Consider the following 20,059-nt stretch of genomic DNA (forward strand, 5'->3'; position numbering starts at 1 on the left):
GGTGCAGCACGCAGGGGTCCCCGGGCCGGCGGGGCGGCCCGTCATACTTTGTCCACGATGCCCGCCCTCCCCTCGGCCCGGGCGCAGTGCCCGCCGCAGTACCAGTGGCCGTCGACCTCGACGCCCTGGCCGATCACCTGGACCCGGCAGTGCTCACAGATGGGCGCCATGCGGTGGATGGCGCAGGAGAAGCAGTCGAAGACATGCACCGCGCCCTGCGCGTGCACCTCGAAGGACATCCCGTAGTCGTTTCCGCAAACCTCGCAACGTGCCATGCGCCACAGGGTCGGACGAGAGGGCGGCGGCGGGCGAGCGGGTGGTGGGCGAGTCGCGCCCGGTTCACTCCGATGACGGCGGCGGCAGGACCCGCGAGCGCGCCGGTGCCACGTCCCGCAGCAGATGCGTGAAGGCGCTCTCCTCCAGGATCGGGGTGCCGAACGACTTCGCCTTCACCGTCTTCGACGTCGCCGCGTCCGGGTCGTTGCTGACGAGCAGGCTCGTGAGCCGGGAGACGCTGGTCGCGACGTGCAGGCCCGCTTCCACGGCGCGGTCCTCCAGCAGCTCGCGGTCGATCGAGGTGTCTCCGGAGAACGCCACCCGCATCCCCTGCATGAGGGGTTTGTCCGACTCGTACCGCCCCGGATTCGGGTACGGGCACGCGGGGCGCTTGCGCGAGGGCCGCCAGCTGCCCTGGCCGTGCGATGCCTGGTAGCCGATGCGCGGGGTGACGGGGGAGTCGGACCACTCGGTCAGCGGCCGGCACTCCAGCAGGGGCAGCCGCATCCCGTCCCGGGCCGCCGCGTGCAGACTCGGCCGGAAGGCCTCGGCGAGCACCCGGGCATCGTCCAGCGCGTGGTGTGCCCGCTGCTGCACCACGCCGAAGTGCGCGGCGAGCGACTCCAGCTTGTGGTTGGGGAGGGGGAGCCGGAGCTCCTTGGAGAGCGCGATGGTGCACAGCCGCTGCTCGACGGGCGCGACGACCGATGCGCGCGCGTACTCCCGGGCGAGCATCGACCAGTCGAACGCCGCGTTGTGCGCGACGAGCACCCGGCCGGCGAGCCGCTCGGACAGCTGCGCGGCCACCTCGGGGAAGAGCGGTGCGCTCTCCAGGACGTCGCTGGTCAGACCATGGATCCAGACGGGCCCCGGATCTCTCTGGGGGTTCACCAGCGTGTACCAGTGGTCCTCGACGTCGCCCAGGGCGTCCAGGCGGTAGACGGCCGCGGACACTATCCGGTCGTCGCGGGCGAGTCCCGTTGTCTCCACGTCGACGACCGCGTACCCCTGGGGGTAGGCGGTCGGCCACGGCGCTGCGGTCTGGCGGTCGTCGAGCATGGTCACAGAGAATACGGGCCGCGACCGACAGTGCCCTATTCGGGCGCCCCCGGACGGCGAACCCGGAGCGGGTGCCGAGCAGTTGGCCGAGTCGGCGGACGGGCGGGTCGGGGTGCGGCGGGCGACCCTGCGGTGAGACCCTCCCGAGGTGACGGACACACAGACGCAGACTCACGACGAACCCCATCAAAACGGACTTGGTACCCGGCTCAACTGGCTGCGGGCCGCGGTCCTCGGCGCCAACGACGGTGTGGTCTCCACCGCGGGCCTCGTCGTCGGTGTCGCCGGAGCGACGGACGACAGGGCCGCCCTGCTGACGGCGGGTCTGGCCGGGCTGCTCGCGGGGTCCATGTCGATGGCGGCCGGCGAGTACGTGTCGGTGTCCACCCAGCGCGATTCCGAGAAGGCGGCGCTGGCGACGGAGAAGCGTGAGCTGGAGGAGACGCCGGAGGCCGAACTCGTCGAACTGACCGGCCTGTTGGAGGCGAAAGGGCTGAGCGCGAAGGTGGCCCGCGAGGCGGCCGTCCAGCTCACGGAGCGCGATGCGCTGCGCGCCCACGCGGAGGTCGAGCTCGGCATCGACCCGGACGAGCTGACGAACCCGTGGCATGCGGCGGGTGCGAGCTTCCTGGCGTTCACGGTGGGCGCGCTGCTGCCCCTGCTGGCGATCGTGCTGCCGCCCCCCTCGGTGCGGCTGGCGGTCACGGTGGTGTCGGTACTCGCGGCCCTGGCGCTCACCGGCTGGTGGAGCGCGCGGCTCGGTGACGCGGCGGTGGGGCGTGCGGTGCTGCGGAACATGGGCGGGGGAGCGGTGGCGATGGCGGTGACCTACGGTGCGGGGGCGTTGCTGGGGGCTGCGGGGATCTGAGACGGGGCGGCACTTGGCGGAACCCGCCAACAGCTGCTGACATCTCGTCTCGCATACTTGTGGGTAACAACGTCTAGCCCCCGGCCGTCCGGCAGCTCTACGGTGCTCGCATGGAGCCGAACCTGCCCGATGTCGTGCTGTGGTCGATCCCGGCCTTCGTCCTGCTCACCGTCCTCGAAATGGTGGTCCACCGGCTTCACCCGGACGAGGACGCCGCCGGGTACGACGCCAAGGACGCCGCCACCAGCGTCACCATGGGCCTCGGCAGCCTGGCCTTCGACCTGCTGTGGAAGATCCCCATCGTCGCGATCTACGCCGCGGTGTACGAGCTGACCCCGCTGCGCATTCCCGTCCTGTGGTGGACGGTCCTGCTGATGCTGCTCGCCCAGGACTTCTTCTACTACTGGTCCCACCGCGGCCACCACGTCATACGGATCCTCTGGGCCTGCCACGTGGTCCACCACTCCAGCCGGAAGTTCAACCTCACCACCGCCCTGCGCCAGCCCTGGACCTCGCTGACCGTCTGGCCGTTCTACGTCCCGCTCATCGCCTGCGGTGTCCACCCGGCGGCGCTCGCCTTCTGCTCCTCGGCGAACCTCGTCTACCAGTTCTGGGTCCACACCGAACGGATCGACAAGCTGCCCCGCCCCTTCGAGTACGTACTCAACACGCCCTCGCACCACCGGGTGCACCACGCCTCCCAGGGCGGCTACCTCGACCGGAACTTCGGGGGGATCCTGATCCTCTGGGACCGGCTCTTCGGCTCCTTCACCGCGGAGACCGAACGTCCCGTCTTCGGCCTCACCAAGAACATCGCCACCAACAACCCGCTCCGCGTCGCGACCCACGAGTACGCGGCCATAGCGCGTGACGTACGGGCGGCGGACACCTGGAGCGAGCGGGCGGGACGGGTCTTCCGCGGTCCGGGCTGGCAGCCCGCGGGCCGGGCCCCCGCAGCCGTCCCCACAGCCGCCCCCGTACAGCCGCGCACCTCCGCCGAGCGCACCGGATGAGCCCCCGCCCCGGCGCGCCCCGCCTCGTCCGCCCGCTGCTCGCGGCCTTCCTCGCCGTCGCCGCCCTCCACCTGGCCGGGCTCCTCGCCGGCATCGAGACCGCCCACCTGGTCACCAAGCCACTCCTGATGCCCCTGCTCGCCGCCTACGCCGCCGCCCGGGGAGGCCCCCGGCTGCTCATCGCCGCGCTGCTCCTCGGCTGGGGCGGGGACGTGCTGCTGATGCCCGACGCGGAGGCGGCCTTCCTCGCCGGGATGGGCTCCTTCGCCGCGGGCCACATCTGCTACCTGTGGCTCTTCGGGCGTGCCCGGGCCTCCCTGCCCGCCGGCCTCGCGTACGCCGCCGTCCTCGTGGTCTTCCTCGTCCTGCTCTGGCCAGGCCTGCCCGCGGACCTGCGGATCCCGCTGACCGGCTACAGCCTGCTCCTCACCACCATGGCCTGGCGGGCCGGCATCCTCGGCCGGTACGCGGCACTCGGCGGCGCGCTCTTCCTGCTCTCCGACGCGCTCATCGCGACCGGCATCGCCGACTGGCCGCAGCTGCCCGTCCACGACTTCTGGATCATGCTGACCTATCTGGCCGCGCAGTACCTGCTCACCACGGGAGCGCTCGCGGGCCCAGGTGGTTCCACCGGCCCGGCCCGTGGGGCGTACCGTGAGGGGAGTATCAGCATCTGAGACCAGCGAGGACCCCCACGCATGCGCGCCACCGTGATCCATGCCCCCCACGACATCCGCGTCGAGGAGGTGCCCGACCCGACGGTCCAGCAGCCGACCGACGTGGTCCTGCGGGTCCTGCGCGCCTGTATCTGCGGCAGTGACCTGTGGGCCTACCGCGGCGAGTCGGCCCGGCAGCCCGGCCAGCGCATCGGCCACGAATTCCTCGGCATCGTCGAGGAGGCGGGCTCCGCGGTCAACGGCTTCGCCGTCGGCGACCTCGTCGTCGCCCCCTTCGTCTGGTCCGACGGCACGTGCGCCTACTGCGCCGAGGGCCTCACCACGTCCTGCGCCCAGGGCGGCTTCTGGGGATCGGTCGGATCGGACGGCGGCCAGGGCGAGGCCGTGCGGGTCCCGTTCGCCGACGGCACCCTCGTCAAGCTCCCGGCGGCAGCCGCCTCCGACGACCGGCTCCTCACCGCGCTCCTGGCACTCTCCGACGTCCTCGGCACCGGGCACCACGCCGCGATCGGCGCCGAGGTGAAGCCCGGCAGCACCGTCGCGGTCGTCGGTGACGGTGCGGTCGGCCTGTGCGGTGTCATGGCCGCCAAGCGGCTCGGGGCCGAGCGGATCATCGCGCTCGGCCGCCACGAGGCCCGTACCGACATCGCCCGCCGCTTCGGAGCCACGGACGTCGTCGCCGAGCGCGGCGAGGCCGCCGTCGCCGCCGTGCGTGAACTGACCCGGGGCGAGGGCACCCACGGGGTCATCGAGGCGGTCGGCACCGAGCAGTCGATGCGCACGGCCATCGGCATCGTCCGCGACGGCGGCTCCATCGGCTACGTCGGCGTCCCGCACGGCAGCGGCACCGGACTCGACCTCGACGTCATGTTCGACCGGAACATCGCGCTGCGCGGCGGCGTCGCCCCCGTGCGCACGTACATTCCGGAACTGCTCCCCGACGTGCTGGACGGCACGATCGACCCCTCTCCCGTCTTCGACCTGAGCATCGGCCTGGACGGGGTGCCCGGCGGCTACAAGGCGATGGACGAGCGCACGGCCCTCAAGGTGCTCATCAAGCCGTAGCCGCGGCCCGAAGCGGCAGGAGGGGCCGGGGACAGCTGTCCCCGGCCCCTCCTCACGCCGTGCCGCAGGTGTTACCGGCGGACCGCGTCGAGCGCGTCCACGACACCGGCTCCGTAGAAGCCGTTGTAGTTCGTGCCGCCCTCGCAGACCGCGTCGACCGTTCCGTCACCGTTGATGTCGTACGGGGCGCCACAGGCCGTGGCGTCCGCCTGGTGCGTCAGCAGTGCCTTCACCGCGCGCGCCGAGGCGTACGGGTGGGTCGACTTGATCAGGGCCGCGACGCCCGCGACATGCGGGGACGCCATGGACGTACCGGCCTTGTAGCCGAACCTGCCGCCGGGCAGCGTGGACAGGATCAGTCCGCTGGTGGCCGGCGGTGCGGGCGTCTGGTAGACCGTCGAGTCGCCGCCGGGGGCAGCGACGTCGATGACGCCGAGACCGTAGTTCGAGTACGAGGACTTCAGTCCCTTGGCACCCGTGGCGGAGACCGTCACGACACCCGGCAGCATGGTCGGGATGTCGGGGCACTCGCTCGGGTCGACCGTGCGCGTGACCGTCGTCGTGTCGTTCGGGCTCGTCGAGTCCTCGATGGCGTCGAGGGCCAGGTCGTGGTCGGAGTTGCCGGCCGCGGCGACATTGACGACGCCCTTGCCCTCCGCGTAGCGGGTGGCGCGGGTGACCGCCTCGACCAGGGCACCCTGGTCGGGGTCGTTCTTGCAGTTGAACAGCCAAGGGTCGGTGTAATAGCTGTTGTTGGTCACATCGACGCCGTGCTCGGCGGCCCAGACGAAGCCGCAGACGACGGCCTCGGTGTAGAAGAAGCCGGCCGGCGTGGACACCTTGATGCCGGAGACCTTCACGCCGGGGGCTATGCCGGTGACACCGACACCGTTCTTCGCCGCGGCTATGGTGCCCGCGACGTGCGTGCCGTGGTCGCTCTCACCGGCGGCGGGCCGCCAGGCACCGTCCGTCGTGTCCGGCGCGCCGGACACACAGTTCACCGATGCCGCGCGGTCGAAGTTGGGCGCCAGGTCCGGGTGCGTGTCGTCCACACCCGTGTCGATGACGGCGACCGTGACCTTGCTGCTGCCGAGCGACTTCTCGTGCGCCTTGTCCGCCTTGATGGCGGGCAGGTCCCACTGCAGGGGCTCCAGCGGGTCCTGGCCGGCCTTCGCGTCGGCCGCGGCGGCCTCGGCCTGTGCGGCGGTGAGCGGCTGCTCGACCCCGATGTCCTTGGTGGCCTGCGGGACGATCGGGTTGGTGCGCGTGGACCCCGCCGACTGAACGCCCTTGGCCTTGCGGATCGTCGGGCCGAAGTCCGGGTTCTGCGAGTGGACGACGATGACGCCGATCCTGTCGTACGACGTCACGACGGTGCCGCCGGCCTTGGCTATCGCCTTCCTCACCTGCTTGACGGTGCCGTGACCGGCCCGGGTGTTCACGACGTACGACAGCTTCGGGCCGTCGGTCGACACCGCCGCGGTCGGCTCCTGGGCCGGAGCGGCCGTCGCGGTTCCCGGGAGGAAACCGAGCGAGGCCGTGAGGGCCAGTCCGACGGGCAGCGTGAGTGCGCGTGTCCGTCTGGATGCCAGATGAGCCATGGGTTCTCCACATCATCCGTGCCTGCGGCCGGACACACGGCGTGTCCGGCCGGGTACATAACGAGTGAAGTTATCTCCGATCATGCCGCCGCATCAATGAATAAGGGCAAGTGAGTTCGAGGTGTGATCTCGGGGAGGCGCATCCGCGGGGGCGGGTCCGAGAACGGTGAATCTGCAGTGAACCGCTTCGCCGTGCTCTCCGTGCCGTTGTCAGGGAGTCGCACACCAACCCCCCCCCACCACACAGAGGACTCCCTGTGAAAACCACTGCCGAGACCACCGCACCCGCGTCGCGAGGAGAATCCGTGGCTACCGATGCACCGCCGCCCCCGGGCACGAAGGACACCAGTCCCGCCCAGCCCACGACCGAGGCATTCCTCGAGGTGCAGAAGAGCGCGGAGTTCGCCGAACTGCGCCGCTCACAGCGCTCCTTCGCCTTTCCGCTGACCGTCGGCTTCATCGCCTGGTATCTGCTGTACGTGCTGCTGTCCAGCTACGCCGGCGACTTCATGGGAACCGTCGTCGTCGCCAACTTCAACGTGGCCTTCGTCTTCGGCCTCGCCCAGTTCGCCACCACGTTCCTCATCGCCTGGCTCTACTCGCGCCACGCCTCGGCGAAGCTCGACCCCAAGGCGGAGGCCATCAAGTCCCGTATGGAGGCCGACGCATGAGCGCCGTATACCACTCGCACTCCGCGATCCAGCTCGCCGCCTCGTCCACGACCGAGCACCGGCCGCTGATCATCAGCCTCTTCGCGGTCTTCGTCGCAGCGACCCTGGCCATCACCGTCTGGGCGGGCCGGCAGACCAAGAGCGCCTCCGACTTCTACGCGGGCGGACGCCAGTTCACCGCCTTCCAGAACGGCCTCGCCGTCTCCGGCGACTACATGTCCGCGGCGTCCTTCCTCGGCATCGCCGGTGCCATCGCGCTCTTCGGGTACGACGGTTTCCTCTACTCCATCGGCTTCCTCGTCGCCTGGCTCGTGGCCCTGCTGCTCGTCGCGGAACCGCTGCGCAACTCCGGCCGCTACACCATGGGCGACGTCCTCGCGTACCGGATGCGGCAGCGGCCGGTCCGTACCGCCGCGGGCACCTCCACCATCGTCGTGTCGATCTTCTACCTGCTGGCGCAGATGGCGGGCGCGGGCGTCCTCGTCTCGCTGCTGCTCGGTATCACCAGCGACACGGGCAAGATCGTCATCGTCGCGCTGGTCGGCGTGCTGATGATCCTCTACGTCACCATCGGCGGCATGAAGGGCACCACCTGGGTGCAGATGGTCAAGGCCGTGCTGCTCATCGCGGGCGCCCTGCTGATGACGTTCATGGTGCTGTGGAAGTTCAACTTCAACATCTCCGACCTGCTGGGCACCGCGGCCGAGAAGAGCCTCGCCGGCCAGCAGGGCGACGCGAAGGCGTTCCTGGAGCCCGGCCTCAAGTACGGCGCGGACGCGATCACCAAGCTGGACTTCATCTCCCTCGGCATCGCGCTGGTCCTGGGCACCGCCGGGCTGCCGCACATCCTGATCCGCTTCTACACGGTGCCGACCTCCAAGGCCGCCCGTAAGTCCGTCAACTGGGCCATCGGCATCATCGGCTCCTTCTACCTGATGACGATCGCCCTCGGCTTCGGCGCCGCGGCACTCATCGGACCGGAGGAGATCAAGGCGAAGAACCCCGCGGGCAACGCGGCGGCACCGCAGCTCGCCGAGTACCTCGGCGGGGTCGGCACCACGGGCGGCGCGATCATGCTCGCCGTGATCTCGGCCGTCGCCTTCGCCACGATCCTCGCCGTCGTCGCCGGCCTCACCCTCGCGTCCTCGTCCTCCTTCGCCCACGACATCTACGCCAACGTCATCCGCAAGGGGAAGGCCACGGAGAAGGAGGAGATGCGCGCCGCGAAGTGGGCCACCGTCGCCATCGGCGTCGTCTCCATCGCGCTCGGCGCGATGGCCCGCGACCTCAACGTGGCGGGACTCGTCGCCCTGGCCTTCGCCGTCGCCGCGTCGGCCAACCTGCCGACCATCCTCTACAGCCTCTTCTGGAAGCGGTTCACCACCCAGGGCGCCCTGTGGTCCATCTACGGCGGACTCTTCTCGTCCGTCTTCCTGGTGCTGTTCTCCCCGGTCGTCTCCGGGAAGGCCACCTCGATGTTCCCGGACGTCGACTTCGCCTGGTTCCCCCTGGAGAACCCGGGCCTCGTCTCCATCCCGCTGGGCTTCCTGCTCGGCTGGATCGGCTCGCTCCTCTCCAAGGAGGAGCCGGACGCGGGCAAGTACGCCGAACTCGAGGTCAAGTCCCTCACCGGCGTCGGCGCCCACTGACACGCGCCGCACCCCGTCGGGGCCCCGTCGTAGAGATCTACGACGGGGCCCCGCCGCACCTCGTGTCAATCGGGCACCCTCGATGTCACAGGTCTCGCGTAGTCTCGGAGGAGTCAGACCGCAACCGCGGACATCACCGGGGGAGGGGGCCCACAGTGCTCATCGACACCTACGGCAGGGTCGCCACGGACCTGCGAGTTTCACTGACCGACAAGTGCAACCTGCGCTGCACCTACTGCATGCCCGAAGAAGGCCTGCAGTGGCTGGCCAAGCAGGAACTGCTGAGCGACGACGAGATCGTCAGGCTCATCCGCATCGCCGTCACCGACCTCGGCATCCGCGAAGTCCGCTTCACCGGCGGCGAGCCGCTGCTGCGCCCCGGGCTCGTCTCCATCGTCGAGCAGTGCGCCGCCCTGGAACCCCGCCCCAGGATGTCGCTCACGACCAACGGCATCGGACTCAAGCGGACCGCCGCGGCCCTGAAGGCCGCAGGCCTGGACCGGGTCAACGTCTCCCTGGACACCCTGCGCCCCGACGTCTTCAAGACCCTCACCCGCCGTGACCGGCACAAGGACGTGCTGGACGGACTCGAGGCCGCCCGCGACGCCGGACTCACCCCGGTCAAGGTCAACACGGTCCTGATGCCAGGACTCAATGACGACGAGGCCCCCGATCTCCTCGCCTGGGCCGTCGAGCACGACTACGAGCTCCGCTTCATCGAACAGATGCCGCTCGATGCCCAGCACGGCTGGAAGCGCGACGGAATGATCACGGCCGGTGACATCCTGGAGTCGCTGCGCACCCGCTTCGCCCTCACCGCCGAAGGTGATGACGCGCGCGGATCCGCCCCCGCCGAGCGCTGGACCGTGGACGGCGGCCCGCACCGCGTCGGTGTCATCGCCTCCGTGACCAGGCCGTTCTGCCGGGCCTGCGACCGCACCAGGCTCACCGCCGACGGCCAGGTCCGCACCTGCCTGTTCGCACGCGAGGAGACGGACCTGCGCGGCGCCCTGCGCTCGGACGCGCCGGACGAGGAGATCGCGAGGATCTGGAAGCTCGCGATGTGGGGCAAGAAGGCGGGCTCCGGACTCGACGACCCGGCCTTCCTGCAGCCCGACCGGCCGATGTCAGCGATCGGCGGCTGAGGACTCCCACTCCGCGAGGGGCACGACATCCTTCAGGAATCCTCGTACCCCGAGGAAGGAGGAGAGGTGCTCCCGGTGCTCGTCACAGGCCAGCCAGGTCTTGCGCCGCTCCGGGGTGTGCAGCTTCGGGTTGTTCCAGGCGAGCACCCACACGGCATCGTCGCGGCAGCCCTTGGCGGAACAGACAGGCGCACCGGTGGCGCTCTCGGCGGAAGTCTCGGGAAAGTTCACGACCTCAACCCTAAGGGCCTCGTCGACGCATCCCCGCCGGAGAAAAGGCGACGCCGAGCAGCCACGGGGGGAGCTGCCCGGCGTCGGTCCGTCGCTCCGACGGGGGATGCGGAGCGCGTACGAAGTATGTCACGGGGACCGGGGTGCGGTGCACCGGAACTTCATGATTGATCTGAGCTTTTATTGAGCTTTCCCGGCCTGCCGGCTCACTCGTTCGCGCGCGCGTTTCCGGTGCTGCCCGGCTGCCCGGCCTCGGGGTCCGGCTCCGGGGGACCCGCCGCGGGGGCGGTGCCGAGAGCGGGCCGCATGGGTGCGGGCACGAACGTCGAGGGAAGCGAAGGGGCGTTCTCGCGACCGGCGTTGGCGATGACCACCGCGACATAGGGGAGCAGGACGCCCAGCGCGAGGGCCACCACGGCCACATGCCTCTCGACGTTCCACAGCGTTGCGGCGAGCACCACCGAGACGGTCCGCACGGACATCGAGATGATGTAGCGCCGCTGCCTGCCGCGCACGTCGTCGGCAAGTCCCTGGCGGGCTCCGGTGATCCGGAAGACCTCCGTGTCGCTCCGCTTGCGCGCCATGTTCCACCACCAGATCGCTGTGCCGGGCAATCCCGGACCGGGCCGCTCCTACGGTACGCCCGGCATCCGCCGGGTTCGAGACCGGGGCATGTCCCGTCCGTCCGCATCCGTACCGCCGCGCCACGTACGGACCCGTCCGGCATGCGGCGTATGCCCCATGGGCCGAGACTGGCCGAACGTGCGCACACCGCGCCGCACGAGGAGGCGATATGAGCTGGTTGTGGGCAATCATCGTGGGTCTGGTGCTGGGCGTGATCGCCCGGGCGATCCTGCCGGGCAAACAGGACATCCCCCTCTGGCTGACGACCGTGTTCGGCATCATCGGCAGCGTCCTGGGCAACGCCGTCGCGACCTGGATCGGTGTCAACGAGACCAAGGGCATCGACTGGATGCGCCACCTGCTGCAGCTGATCGGCGCCGTGGCCGTCGTCGGAGTCGGAGACATGATCTGGCAGTCGATCCGGAGCAGCCGCAGCAAACAGCGGACCTGACCCACGGCCTCCCGTCCGGCGGCACAGCACGGCGGCCGGCCACGCGTCACGCGTGACCGGCCGCCGTGCTGTGCCGTGGGTGCCGTCGGCCGGATCAGCCGGCCGTGACCTCGACGGCCGCCAGGTTCTTCTTGCCCCGGCGAAGCACCAGCCAGCGCCCGTGCAGCAGCTCCTCGCGGGCCGGGGCGGCCTCGCCGTCGGTGACCTTCACGTTGTTCACGTAGGCCCCGCCCTCCTTGACCGTGCGGCGGGCGGCCGACTTGCTCGGCGCCAGACCGACCTCGACCAGGAGGTCGACCACCGGGCCGAGCTCGGTGACCTCGGCGTGCGGCACCTCGGACAGAGCGGCGCCCAGCGTCGCCCCGTCCAGCTCGCCGAGATCGCCCTGGCCGAACAGCGCCTTCGACGCCGCGATGACCGCCGCGCACTGTGCGCCGCCGTGCACCAGCGTCGTCAGCTCCTCGGCCAGCGCACGCTGGGCCGAACGGGCCTGCGGGCGCTCCGCGGTGAGCTGCTCCAGTTCCTCGAGCTCCTCACGGCTCTTGAAGCTGAGGATGCGCATGTACGTGGAGATGTCCCGGTCGTCCACATTCAGCCAGAACTGGTAGAAGGCGTACGGCGTCGTCATCTCCGGGTCGAGCCAGACGGCCCCGCTCTCGGACTTGCCGAACTTGGTGCCGTCCGCCTTCACCATCAGCGGGGTCGCCAGCGCGTGCACGGTGGCAGCCGGTTCCACGCGGTGGATCAGGTCGATCCCCGCCGTGAGGTTGCCCCACTGGTCGCTGCCGCCCTGCTGGAGGGTGCAGCCGTAGCGCCGGTACAGCTCCAGGAAGTCCATGCCCTGCAGCAGCTGGTAGCTGAACTCCGTGTAGCTGATGCCCTCCTGGGACTCCAGCCGACGGGCGACCGAGTCCTTGGTGAGCATCTTGTTGACCCGGAAGTGCTTGCCGATGTCCCGCAGGAACTCGATCGCGGACAGGCCCGCGGTCCAGTCCAGGTTGTTCACCATCGTCGCGGCGTTCGGACCCTCGAAGGTGAGGAAGGGCTCGATCTGCCCGCGCAGCCGCTGGACCCACGCGGCAATGGTCTCCGGGTCGTTCAGCGTGCGCTCCGCGGTCGGCCGCGGGTCACCGATCTGGCCGGTGGCCCCGCCGACCAGGGCGAGCGGCTTCAGCCCGGCCTGCTGGAGCCGGCGCATGGTGAGGACCTGCACCAGATGTCCGACGTGCAGACTCGCCGCGGTCGGGTCGAACCCGCAATAGAACGTGACCGGGCCGTCCGCGAGAGCCTTGCGCAGTGCGTCCTCGTCGGTGGACTGGGCGAACAGCCCACGCCACTTCAGCTCGTCGACGATGTCCGTCACGGTCTTTTCGCTCCTTGAGGGGTCGAGATGGGTCGAGATGGGGTCGATGGAATACGCGGTTCAGTCTAGGACGGTCAGACGCCCCGGCTGACCGAGCTCATGTGGAAATCGGGGATCCGCAGCGCGGGCATGGCGGCCCGGGTGAAGTAGTCGCCCCACTCGCGCGGCAGCGTCTTCTCCGTGCGGCCCGCCTCGGACGCCCGGGACAGCAGATCGACCGGCGACTCGTTGAACCGGAAGTTGTTCACCTCGCCGAGGACCTCCCCGTCCTCCACCAGATAGACCCCGTCCCGGGTCAGGCCGGTCAGCAGCAGCGTCGCCGGATCCACCTCCCGGATGTACCACATGCAGGTCAGCAGCAGAGCCCGGCCGGTCGTGGCGGCCACCATCTCCTCCAGCGAGCGCTTGCCGCCGCCGTCCAGCACCAGGTTGTCCACGGTGGGGGCCAGCGGCAGGTCCGTGAGCCCCGCGGAGTGCCGTGTCGTGGTCAGCCGCTCCAGCTTGCCCTCCCTGACCCAGTCCGTGGGCGCCAGCGGAAGCCCGTTGTCGAAGACGGAGGCGTCGTCGCCGGACGCGTGGGCGATCACGAACGGCGCGGACTCCAGGCCCGGCTCGTGCGGGTCGCTGCGCAGGGTCAGCGGCAGGGCGGAGAGCTTCTCGCCGAGCCGCGTGCCGCCTCCCGGCCTGGAGAAGACGGTCCGGCCCTCCGTGGCGTCCCGGGCGCTCGACGACCAGAACTGGTAGATCAGCAGGTCGGCCACCGCGGTCGGCGGCAGCAGCGTCTCGTACCGGCCGGCGGGCAGCTCGATCCGGCGCTCGGCCCAGCCGAGCCGCTGCGCGAGCTCCGCGTCCAGGACCGCCGGGTCGACGTCCGTGAAGTCCCGGGTCGCCCGCCCCGCCCAGGCGGACCGGGTCCGGTCGGGCGACTTGGCGTTCAGCTCCAGCGTCCCGTTCGGCTGGTCGTGGCGCAGCCGCAGCCCCGTCGACGTACCGAGGTAGGTCGAGGTCATCTCGTGGTTGGCGAAGCCGTACAGCTCACGGCCGCCGGAGCGGGCGCGGGCGAAGGCGTCACCGAGCGCCGGGGCGAAGGCGGCGAAGACATCGGAGCCGGTCTCGGCGGGGGCGTCCGTGAAGGCGGCGGACACCGGCACCCCGGAGACGAGCGGCTGCGCGTCCTCCGCGGGCCCGGCCCCGCGCGCGGCGGCCTCGGCGGCCCGTACGAGCGGTTCCAGGTCGTCGGTGGTGACGGCGGAACGGGACACCACGCCGGAGGCCGTCCCGCGGGCGCCGTCCACGGTCGCGATCACGGTCAGGGTCCGGCCGCGCGTCACCCCGTTCGTGGTGAGCGCGTTGCCGGCCCAGCGCAGATTGGCGGAGGAGTTCTCGTCCGCGATGACCACACAGCCGTCGGTGGTGGACAGCTCGAGTGCGCGCTCGACGATCTCGTACGGCTTGCTGACGCGGCTCATCGCCCGGCCTCCTGCGTCGTGTTGAGGATGTTCACGCCTCGGAAGAGGGCGGAGGGACAGCCGTGCGAGACGGCCGCGACCTGGCCCGGCTGGGCCTTGCCGCAGTTGAACGCGCCGCCCAGGACGTAGGTCTGCGGCCCGCCGACCTTCTCCATCGAGCCCCAGAAGTCCGTGGTCGTCGCCTGGTACGCGACGTCCCGCAGCTGGCCGGCCAGCCTGCCGTTCTCGATGCGGAAGAACCGCTGCCCGGTGAACTGGAAGTTGTAGCGCTGCATGTCGATCGACCAGGACCGGTCGCCGACCACGTAGATCCCGCGCTCCACCCCGCCGATCAGGTCCTCCGTGGAGAGCCCGCCCGGATCCGGCTGCAGCGACACGTTCGCCATGCGCTGTACGGGGACGTGGCCCGGCGAGTCCGCGTACGCGCACCCGTTGGACCGGCCGAGACCCGTCAGCTTCGCGATCCGCCGGTCCGTCTGGTAGCCCACCAGCGTCCCGTCCTTGACCAGGTCCCACGACTGCGCCTCGACGCCCTCGTCGTCGTACCCGATCGTGGCGAGCCCGTGCTCGGCGGTGCGGTCGCCCGTCACGTTCATCACGGGGGAGCCGTACGCCAGCTTCCCCAGCTGGTCGAACGTGGCGAACGAGGTACCGGCGTACGCCGCCTCGTAGCCCAGCGCCCGGTCCAGCTCGGTGGCGTGGCCGATCGACTCGTGGATGGTCAGCCACAGGTTGGACGGGTCGACGACCAGGTCGTACGTCCCCGCCTCGACGCTCGGCGCCCGCATCTTCTCGGCCAGCAGCCCCGGGATCCGCTCCAGTTCGGCGTTCCAGTCCCAGCCGGTGCCGGTGAGGTACTCCCAACCCCGGCCCACCGGTGGTGCGATGGTCCGCATCGAGTCGAACTCGCCGGTCGTGGAGTCCACGGCCACCGCGGTCAGCTGCGGATGCACGCGCACGCGCTGCTGCGTGGTGACGGTCCCCGCCGTGTCCGCGTAGAACTTGTTCTCGTGGACGGTCATCAGCGACGCGTCCACGTGCGCGACCCCGTCCGCCGCCAGCAGCCGCGAGCTCCACTCCGCGAGCAGCCCGGCCTTCTCCTCGTCCGGTACGGAGAAGGGGTCGATCTCGTACGCCGAGACCCAGCTCCGCTCACCGTGCACGGGCTCGCCCGCCAGCTCGACACGCTCGTCGGACCCCGCCGACGCGATCACCTTCGCCGACAGCTTCGCCATGGCGACGGCCTGCGAGGCCACCTTCGCCGCGGCGTCCATCGTCAGGTCCACCCCGGACGCGAACCCCCACGCACCGCCGTGCACCACCCGCACCGCGTAACCGAGGTCGGTGGTGTCCGAGGTCCCGGAGGGCCGGGCGTCCCGCAGCCGCCAGGTGGCGCCCCGTACCCGCTCGAACCGGAAGTCGGCGTGCACCGCGCCGAGCGCACGCGCGCGGGCGAGCGCCGCGTCGGCGAGGGCACGCAGTGGCAGGGCCAGAAACGACTGATCTACCTCGTGGGCCACGCGGGCCTCCCCTTCTCCACCTCTGGAAAATGTCTCCGCAGTGAATCATGGGGGGTCCCGGGGCCCCGGTGCGCCGGATTTAACGTGTCCGGCCCCCCGCTGGTTCGTTCTGTAGGGATCCGACAGTCGCGGCACTGCGGTGCTGTCACAGGACGATTCTCGTTATCCGGCACGGTACCGATAGGTTTTCGATGTACCAGACCGCCAAGGAAAGGGTGATCCGTTGAGCCGCTCGGTTCTCGTCACCGGAGGAAACCGGGGCATCGGCCTCGCCATCGCCCGCGCCTTCGCCGACAACGGCGACAAGGTCGCGATCACCTACCGCTCCGGCGAGCCGCCCCAGGCGCTCACCGACGCGGGCTGCCTGGCGGTCCGGTGCGACATCACCGACACCGAGCAGGTGGAGCAGGCCTACAAGGAGATCGAGGAGAAGCACGGTCCCGTGGAGGTGCTGGTCGCCAACGCCGGTATCACCAAGGACCAGTTGCTGATGCGGATGTCCGAGGACGACTTCACGTCGGTACTCGACACCAACCTCACCGGTACCTTCCGGGTCGTCAAGCGGGCCAACCGCGCGATGCTGCGCGCGAAGAAGGGCCGCGTCGTCCTCATCTCCTCCGTCGTCGGCCTCCTCGGTTCGGCGGGACAGGCCAACTACGCGGCGTCCAAGGCGGGCCTCGTCGGCTTCGCCCGGTCGCTGGCCCGTGAGCTCGGCTCGCGCAACATCACGTTCAACGTCGTCGCACCCGGGTTTGTCGACACCGACATGACCCAGGCGCTCACCGATGAGCAGCGCAAGGGGATCGTGTCCCAGGTGCCGCTCGGCCGCTACGCGCAGCCCGCTGAGATCGCCGCCGCGGTGCGCTTCCTCGCGTCCGACGACGCGTCGTACATCACTGGAGCCGTCATCCCCGTTGACGGCGGATTGGGCATGGGTCACTGATCACCATGAGCGGAATTCTCGACGGCAAGCGCATCCTCATCACGGGTGTGCTGATGGAGTCGTCCATCGCGTTCCACACCGCGAAGGTGGCACAGGAGCAGGGCGCCGAGGTCATCCTGACGGCGTTCCCCCGGCCGACACTGACCGAGCGCATCGCCAAGAAGCTGCCCAAGCCGGCCAAGGTCATCGAGCTGGACGTGACCAACGACGAGCACCTGGACCGGCTCGCGGGCCTGGTCAAGGAGGAGCTCGGTTCGCTGGACGGCGTCGTGCACTCCATCGGCTTCGCGCCGCAGGACGCGCTCGGCGGGAACTTCCTGAACACCCCGTTCGAGTCGGTCGCCACCGCGATGCACGTCTCGGCGTTCTCGCTGAAGTCCCTCGCCATGGCCTGCAAGCCCCTGATGAACGACGGCGGCTCGATCGTCGGCCTCACCTTCGACGCGCAGTTCGCCTGGCCCCAGTACGACTGGATGGGCCCGGCCAAGGCCGCGCTGGAGGCGACCTCCCGCTACCTCGCCCGTGACCTGGGCAAGGACAGCATCCGCTGCAACCTGATCTCGGCCGGACCGCTCGCTTCCATGGCCGCCAAGTCCATCCCGGGCTTCGGCGAGCTCGCGGACGTCTGGAACCACCGCTCCCCGCTGGAGTGGGACATGGCCGACCCGGCGCCGGCCGGCCGCGGTGTCGTGGCGCTGCTCTCGGACTTCTTCCCGAAGACGACGGGCGAGATCATCCACGTCGACGGTGGCGTGCACATGATGGGCGCCTGAGTCCCGCGGACCGCTCACGGCCGCGTACCGAACTCCCTCGCGAGGGGGCCGGTACGCGGCCGTCGTGCGTCTCAGGTCGAAAAGATGGTCGATCCACCGCAGAATGTGGAGGAACCGGACTTTTGGTCAGGCTGTGGGGAGGAGATCGCTGTGCTGCGCTCCACACGTCGCCGAACCTGGGCCCTCATGGCCGCAGCGGCTGCCGTCGCCGGTCTCCTCGCACCGGTCGCCGTGAACGCGGCGAACCGGGCGGGATCCGGGGCCGCCGCACCCCTCGCGCCGGCCCCCGAACCCTCGGGCGCCGAATGCCGTACGTCGGTCGACGGCTCCCGGGTCGTCGCCTACTGCCACAACCCGGACTCCACCACCGACCACGTCCAGCTCCACACCGAGTGCAGCCGCTGGTGGGACGTCGACGCGGACAGCGAGGCCGTCGTGGTCCAGCCGGGGCGGACCGTGCGCCTCGAGGACCGGTGCTGGAAGGAAGTCGGCTCGGCCTGGGTCAGTCACAGGCCGTGACCGAGGGCCTCGGAGCCCCGTACGCGCAGCCTCAGACGCGGTTCCTGAGGCAGTTCAGCGCATGGCCGGCGGCCTCGGAGGCGGCCGTCTCGGCGTCGCCCGCCCGGATCGCCTCGACCAGCCGTGCGTGGTCCATGTGCTCCTCGGGGCGCAGCTCCGGGCCCACGTCGTCGCGCAGATAGTCGCGGAGCAGGCCGTTGAGGTCGGCATAGAGCTCGGTCAGTACGTCGTTGTGCGAGGCGGCGACCACGGCGAGGTGCAGCGTCGCGTCGGCGGCGACGAAGGCCTCCGCGTCCCCGGCGGCCCAGGTCGCCTCGCGCCGGGCCATCAGCGCGTCCAGCTGGCGCAGATCCCGGTCCGTGCGCCGGGCGGCGGCCAGCCGGGCCGCCGAGGACTCCAGGGTGGAGCGCAGCTCGGCGACGTGGCGCGGGTCCGCGTCGGCGAAGCGGCGGTGCATCACACCGGCGAGCTCACTGGTGGCGACGACGTACGTCCCCGACCCCTGCCGGATGTCCAGGAGGCCGTTGTGCGCCAGCGCGCGCACCGCCTCGCGCACGGTGTTGCGGGCGACTCCCAGCTGCTCGACCAGCTCGGGCTCGGTGGGAATCCGTGAGCCCACGGGCCACTCGCCCGAAGTGATCTGATTTCTCAGCTGGGCAATCACCTGGTCGGCGAGAGCCGAACGCCGCGGAGACGTCAGCGCCATGGTGCTCCTTGCTCGGGTCCTTGGAACGGGGTCTGGTCGTGCTGTGTGGAGCGGTGCCGGAATTCTCTCAGGAGGGAGGGACCCGGAGTGGACAATCAATCATCCCATGATTCTATGATGGGCCTCATGCCCGACGACGAAACCCGGACCCTGAGCCCCGCCTCCCACCGGAGCGCGACCATCCCGAGCGGCCCCGCCTCCCGGGCGGCCGCCCCGGTGCCGGGCCCGGGCCCGGCACCGGGGCCCGCCCCGTGGCTGCTGCGCCTGGTCGTCGTCGGCCTCGTCCTCGCCGCGCTCAACCTGCGGCCCGCCATCACCAGCCTCGGCCCGCTCCTGGAGGAAGTGCGGGACGGGCTGCACATGAGCGGCAGCGTCGCCGGGGTCCTCACCTCCGTACCGCCCCTCTGCTTCGCGCTCTTCGGCTTCATGGCACCGCGGCTCGCCCGCCGGTTCGGGCCCGGCGCCGTCGTCTGCGCGGGAATGGTCGCCATCACGGCGGGCCTCCTGATCCGCCCCTTCGTCGGCAGCACCGCGGGGTTCCTCGCCGCCAGCGCCCTCGCACTGATGGGCATCGCCGTCAGCAACGTCCTGATGCCCGTCATCGTCAAGCGCTGGTTCCCGGACCGCGTCGGCAGCATGACCGGCCTCTACTCGATGGCCCTCGCCCTCGGCACCGCGCTCGCGGCAGCCGTCACCGTGCCCATGACCGACGCGCTGGGCGGCAGTTGGAAGACCGGGCTGGCTGTCTGGGCCGCCCTCGCCGCCGCGGCGATCCTGCCCTGGGCGGCGCTCGTACGGGACCGCGGCAGCGCCCACGGGGAGCCGGCCGGACAGCACAGGCGGCAGGCCCCCGCCCTCAGGATCACCCGCAGCCGCACCTCCTGGGCACTCGCCTGCTTCTTCGGCCTCCAGGCCACGGCCGCGTACATCACCATGGGCTGGATGCCGCAGATCTTCCGCGACGCGGGGATCCCGGCAGGCACCGCCGGTGTCCTGCTGGCCGTGACCATGGCCATGGGCGTGCCCCTCGCCTTCGTGATCCCCCGGGCGGCCGCCCGTCTGAAGAACCAGGGCCCGATCGTCCTCGTCCTGGGCGGCTGCGGCCTCATCGGCTACGCGGGCCTCTACCTCGCCCCCGCGGGCGGCGCCTGGCTCTGGGCACTGCTGCTCGGCATCGCCAACTGCGCCTTCCCGCTCGCGCTCACCATGATCGGCATGCGCTCGCGCACCGGTGCGGGCGTGGTCAGGCTCTCCGCCTTCGCCCAGTCCACCGGCTACCTGCTCTCGATCCCCGGCCCGCTGCTCGTCGGCGTGCTCTACCAGCACAGCGGCGGCTGGGGCCTGCCGATCGCCCTGATGGCGGGGCTCATGGTTCCGCAGATGGTGGCGGGAGTGCTGGCAGGACGGGACCGGACGATCGAGGACGAATGCTGAGA

At 70.7% G+C, this 20,059-nt stretch carries 21 protein-coding genes; 12 read left to right on the top strand and 9 right to left on the bottom strand.

Annotated elements, in window-relative coordinates; translation table 11 throughout:
- Nucleotides 1-41: 41 nt before the first annotated feature.
- Entirely contained in the window at nucleotides 42-275 is a 234-nt protein-coding gene (locus OG257_RS29535; RefSeq protein ID WP_073747930.1) for a hypothetical protein, read from the bottom strand.
- A 64-nt stretch (nucleotides 276-339) separates the two neighbouring features.
- Nucleotides 340-1,341, bottom strand: coding sequence for a DEDDh family exonuclease (locus OG257_RS29540; RefSeq protein WP_329212468.1), 1,002 nt, complete (start codon nucleotides 1,339-1,341; stop codon nucleotides 340-342).
- Nucleotides 1,342-1,483: 142 nt separating this feature from the next.
- Between OG257_RS29540 and OG257_RS29545 the strand changes: the two genes are divergently transcribed.
- The 4 genes from OG257_RS29545 (at nucleotide 1,484) to OG257_RS29560 (ending at nucleotide 4,958) form a co-directional block, all read left to right on the top strand.
- Nucleotides 1,484-2,203, top strand: a complete 720-nt coding sequence (locus OG257_RS29545; RefSeq protein ID WP_329212470.1) for a VIT1/CCC1 transporter family protein — start codon at nucleotides 1,484-1,486, stop codon at nucleotides 2,201-2,203.
- Nucleotides 2,204-2,313: 110 nt separating this feature from the next.
- Entirely contained in the window at nucleotides 2,314-3,216 is a 903-nt protein-coding gene (locus OG257_RS29550; RefSeq protein ID WP_329212472.1) for a sterol desaturase family protein, read from the top strand.
- The gene (locus tag OG257_RS29555) at nucleotides 3,213-3,893 is read left to right on the top strand and encodes a lysoplasmalogenase (RefSeq protein WP_329212474.1); all 681 of its coding nucleotides are present in this window, start codon (nucleotides 3,213-3,215) and stop codon (nucleotides 3,891-3,893) included. The genes OG257_RS29550 and OG257_RS29555 overlap by 4 nt, the downstream gene beginning before the upstream one ends.
- A 21-nt stretch (nucleotides 3,894-3,914) precedes the next feature.
- Nucleotides 3,915-4,958 (top strand): zinc-dependent alcohol dehydrogenase family protein, encoded by a 1,044-nt coding sequence (locus OG257_RS29560; protein WP_329212476.1) that lies wholly within the window; start codon nucleotides 3,915-3,917, stop codon nucleotides 4,956-4,958.
- Between the two features lie 71 nt (nucleotides 4,959-5,029).
- Here the strand turns inward: OG257_RS29560 and OG257_RS29565 are convergent, their stop codons facing one another.
- Nucleotides 5,030-6,559, bottom strand: a complete 1,530-nt coding sequence (locus tag OG257_RS29565) for a S8 family peptidase (protein ID WP_329212478.1) — start codon at nucleotides 6,557-6,559, stop codon at nucleotides 5,030-5,032.
- A gap of 305 nt (nucleotides 6,560-6,864) precedes the next feature.
- Here OG257_RS29565 and OG257_RS29570 point away from each other — a divergent pair, with 305 nt between their 5' ends.
- The 3 genes from OG257_RS29570 to moaA all read left to right on the top strand — a co-directional run bounded on the left by OG257_RS29570 (nucleotide 6,865) and on the right by moaA (nucleotide 10,024).
- On the top strand, nucleotides 6,865-7,230 hold the full coding sequence (locus tag OG257_RS29570) for a DUF485 domain-containing protein (RefSeq protein WP_329212480.1): 366 nt from the start codon (nucleotides 6,865-6,867) through the stop codon (nucleotides 7,228-7,230).
- Nucleotides 7,227-8,879, top strand: a complete 1,653-nt coding sequence (locus tag OG257_RS29575; protein ID WP_329212482.1) for a solute symporter family protein — start codon at nucleotides 7,227-7,229, stop codon at nucleotides 8,877-8,879. The genes OG257_RS29570 and OG257_RS29575 overlap by 4 nt, the downstream gene beginning before the upstream one ends.
- A 155-nt stretch (nucleotides 8,880-9,034) precedes the next feature.
- A complete protein-coding gene (gene moaA, locus OG257_RS29580) occupies nucleotides 9,035-10,024 on the top strand; it encodes a GTP 3',8-cyclase MoaA (protein WP_329212484.1) in 990 nt (329 codons plus the stop codon).
- Here the strand turns inward: moaA and OG257_RS29585 are convergent.
- Both OG257_RS29585 and OG257_RS29590 read right to left on the bottom strand, forming a co-directional pair.
- Nucleotides 10,007-10,255 carry a hypothetical protein gene (locus OG257_RS29585; RefSeq protein ID WP_329212486.1) on the bottom strand — a complete coding sequence of 83 codons (249 nt, stop codon included), beginning with the start codon at nucleotides 10,253-10,255 and terminating at the stop codon, nucleotides 10,007-10,009. The two genes, moaA and OG257_RS29585, sit on opposite strands and share 18 nt — an antisense overlap.
- A gap of 206 nt (nucleotides 10,256-10,461) precedes the next feature.
- Entirely contained in the window at nucleotides 10,462-10,839 is a 378-nt protein-coding gene (locus OG257_RS29590; protein WP_329212487.1) for a DUF3099 domain-containing protein, read from the bottom strand.
- Between the two features lie 209 nt (nucleotides 10,840-11,048).
- Here OG257_RS29590 and OG257_RS29595 point away from each other — a divergent pair, with 209 nt between their 5' ends.
- Nucleotides 11,049-11,330, top strand: a complete 282-nt coding sequence (locus OG257_RS29595; protein ID WP_329212489.1) for a GlsB/YeaQ/YmgE family stress response membrane protein — start codon at nucleotides 11,049-11,051, stop codon at nucleotides 11,328-11,330.
- A 94-nt stretch (nucleotides 11,331-11,424) separates the two neighbouring features.
- Here OG257_RS29595 and tyrS read toward each other — a convergent pair whose 3' ends face one another.
- The 3 genes from tyrS to OG257_RS29610 form a co-directional block, all read right to left on the bottom strand.
- On the bottom strand, nucleotides 11,425-12,693 hold the full coding sequence (tyrS, locus tag OG257_RS29600; RefSeq protein ID WP_329212491.1) for a tyrosine--tRNA ligase: 1,269 nt from the start codon (nucleotides 12,691-12,693) through the stop codon (nucleotides 11,425-11,427).
- A gap of 74 nt (nucleotides 12,694-12,767) precedes the next feature.
- Entirely contained in the window at nucleotides 12,768-14,162 is a 1,395-nt protein-coding gene (locus OG257_RS29605; protein ID WP_329212493.1) for a metallopeptidase TldD-related protein, read from the bottom strand.
- Complete coding sequence (locus OG257_RS29610) at nucleotides 14,159-15,682, bottom strand: TldD/PmbA family protein (protein ID WP_329212495.1); 1,524 nt, start codon at nucleotides 15,680-15,682, stop codon at nucleotides 14,159-14,161. Before OG257_RS29610 ends, OG257_RS29605 begins: the two co-directional genes overlap by 4 nt.
- A gap of 223 nt (nucleotides 15,683-15,905) precedes the next feature.
- Here OG257_RS29610 and fabG point away from each other — a divergent pair, with 223 nt between their 5' ends.
- From fabG to OG257_RS29625, 3 genes are all read left to right on the top strand, one after another.
- Complete coding sequence (fabG, locus tag OG257_RS29615; RefSeq protein ID WP_329212497.1) at nucleotides 15,906-16,625, top strand: 3-oxoacyl-[acyl-carrier-protein] reductase; 720 nt, start codon at nucleotides 15,906-15,908, stop codon at nucleotides 16,623-16,625.
- Between the two features lie 5 nt (nucleotides 16,626-16,630).
- Nucleotides 16,631-17,398: an enoyl-ACP reductase FabI gene (gene fabI / locus OG257_RS29620; RefSeq protein WP_329212499.1), complete on the top strand. Its 768-nt coding sequence runs from the start codon at nucleotides 16,631-16,633 to the stop codon at nucleotides 17,396-17,398.
- 153 nt (nucleotides 17,399-17,551) lie between these two features.
- Entirely contained in the window at nucleotides 17,552-17,917 is a 366-nt protein-coding gene (locus OG257_RS29625) for a hypothetical protein (RefSeq protein ID WP_329215407.1), read from the top strand.
- A gap of 31 nt (nucleotides 17,918-17,948) precedes the next feature.
- Here the strand turns inward: OG257_RS29625 and OG257_RS29630 are convergent, their stop codons facing one another.
- The gene (locus tag OG257_RS29630) at nucleotides 17,949-18,623 is read right to left on the bottom strand and encodes a FadR/GntR family transcriptional regulator (RefSeq protein WP_329212501.1); all 675 of its coding nucleotides are present in this window, start codon (nucleotides 18,621-18,623) and stop codon (nucleotides 17,949-17,951) included.
- Nucleotides 18,624-18,749: 126 nt separating this feature from the next.
- Here OG257_RS29630 and OG257_RS29635 point away from each other — a divergent pair, with 126 nt between their 5' ends.
- Nucleotides 18,750-20,057, top strand: coding sequence for a CynX/NimT family MFS transporter (locus tag OG257_RS29635; RefSeq protein ID WP_329212503.1), 1,308 nt, complete (start codon nucleotides 18,750-18,752; stop codon nucleotides 20,055-20,057).
- Nucleotides 20,058-20,059: the final 2 nt, after the last annotated feature.

Origin of the sequence: Streptomyces sp. NBC_00683 (assembly GCF_036226745.1) — a bacterium.
Taxonomy (GTDB): domain Bacteria; phylum Actinomycetota; class Actinomycetes; order Streptomycetales; family Streptomycetaceae; genus Streptomyces.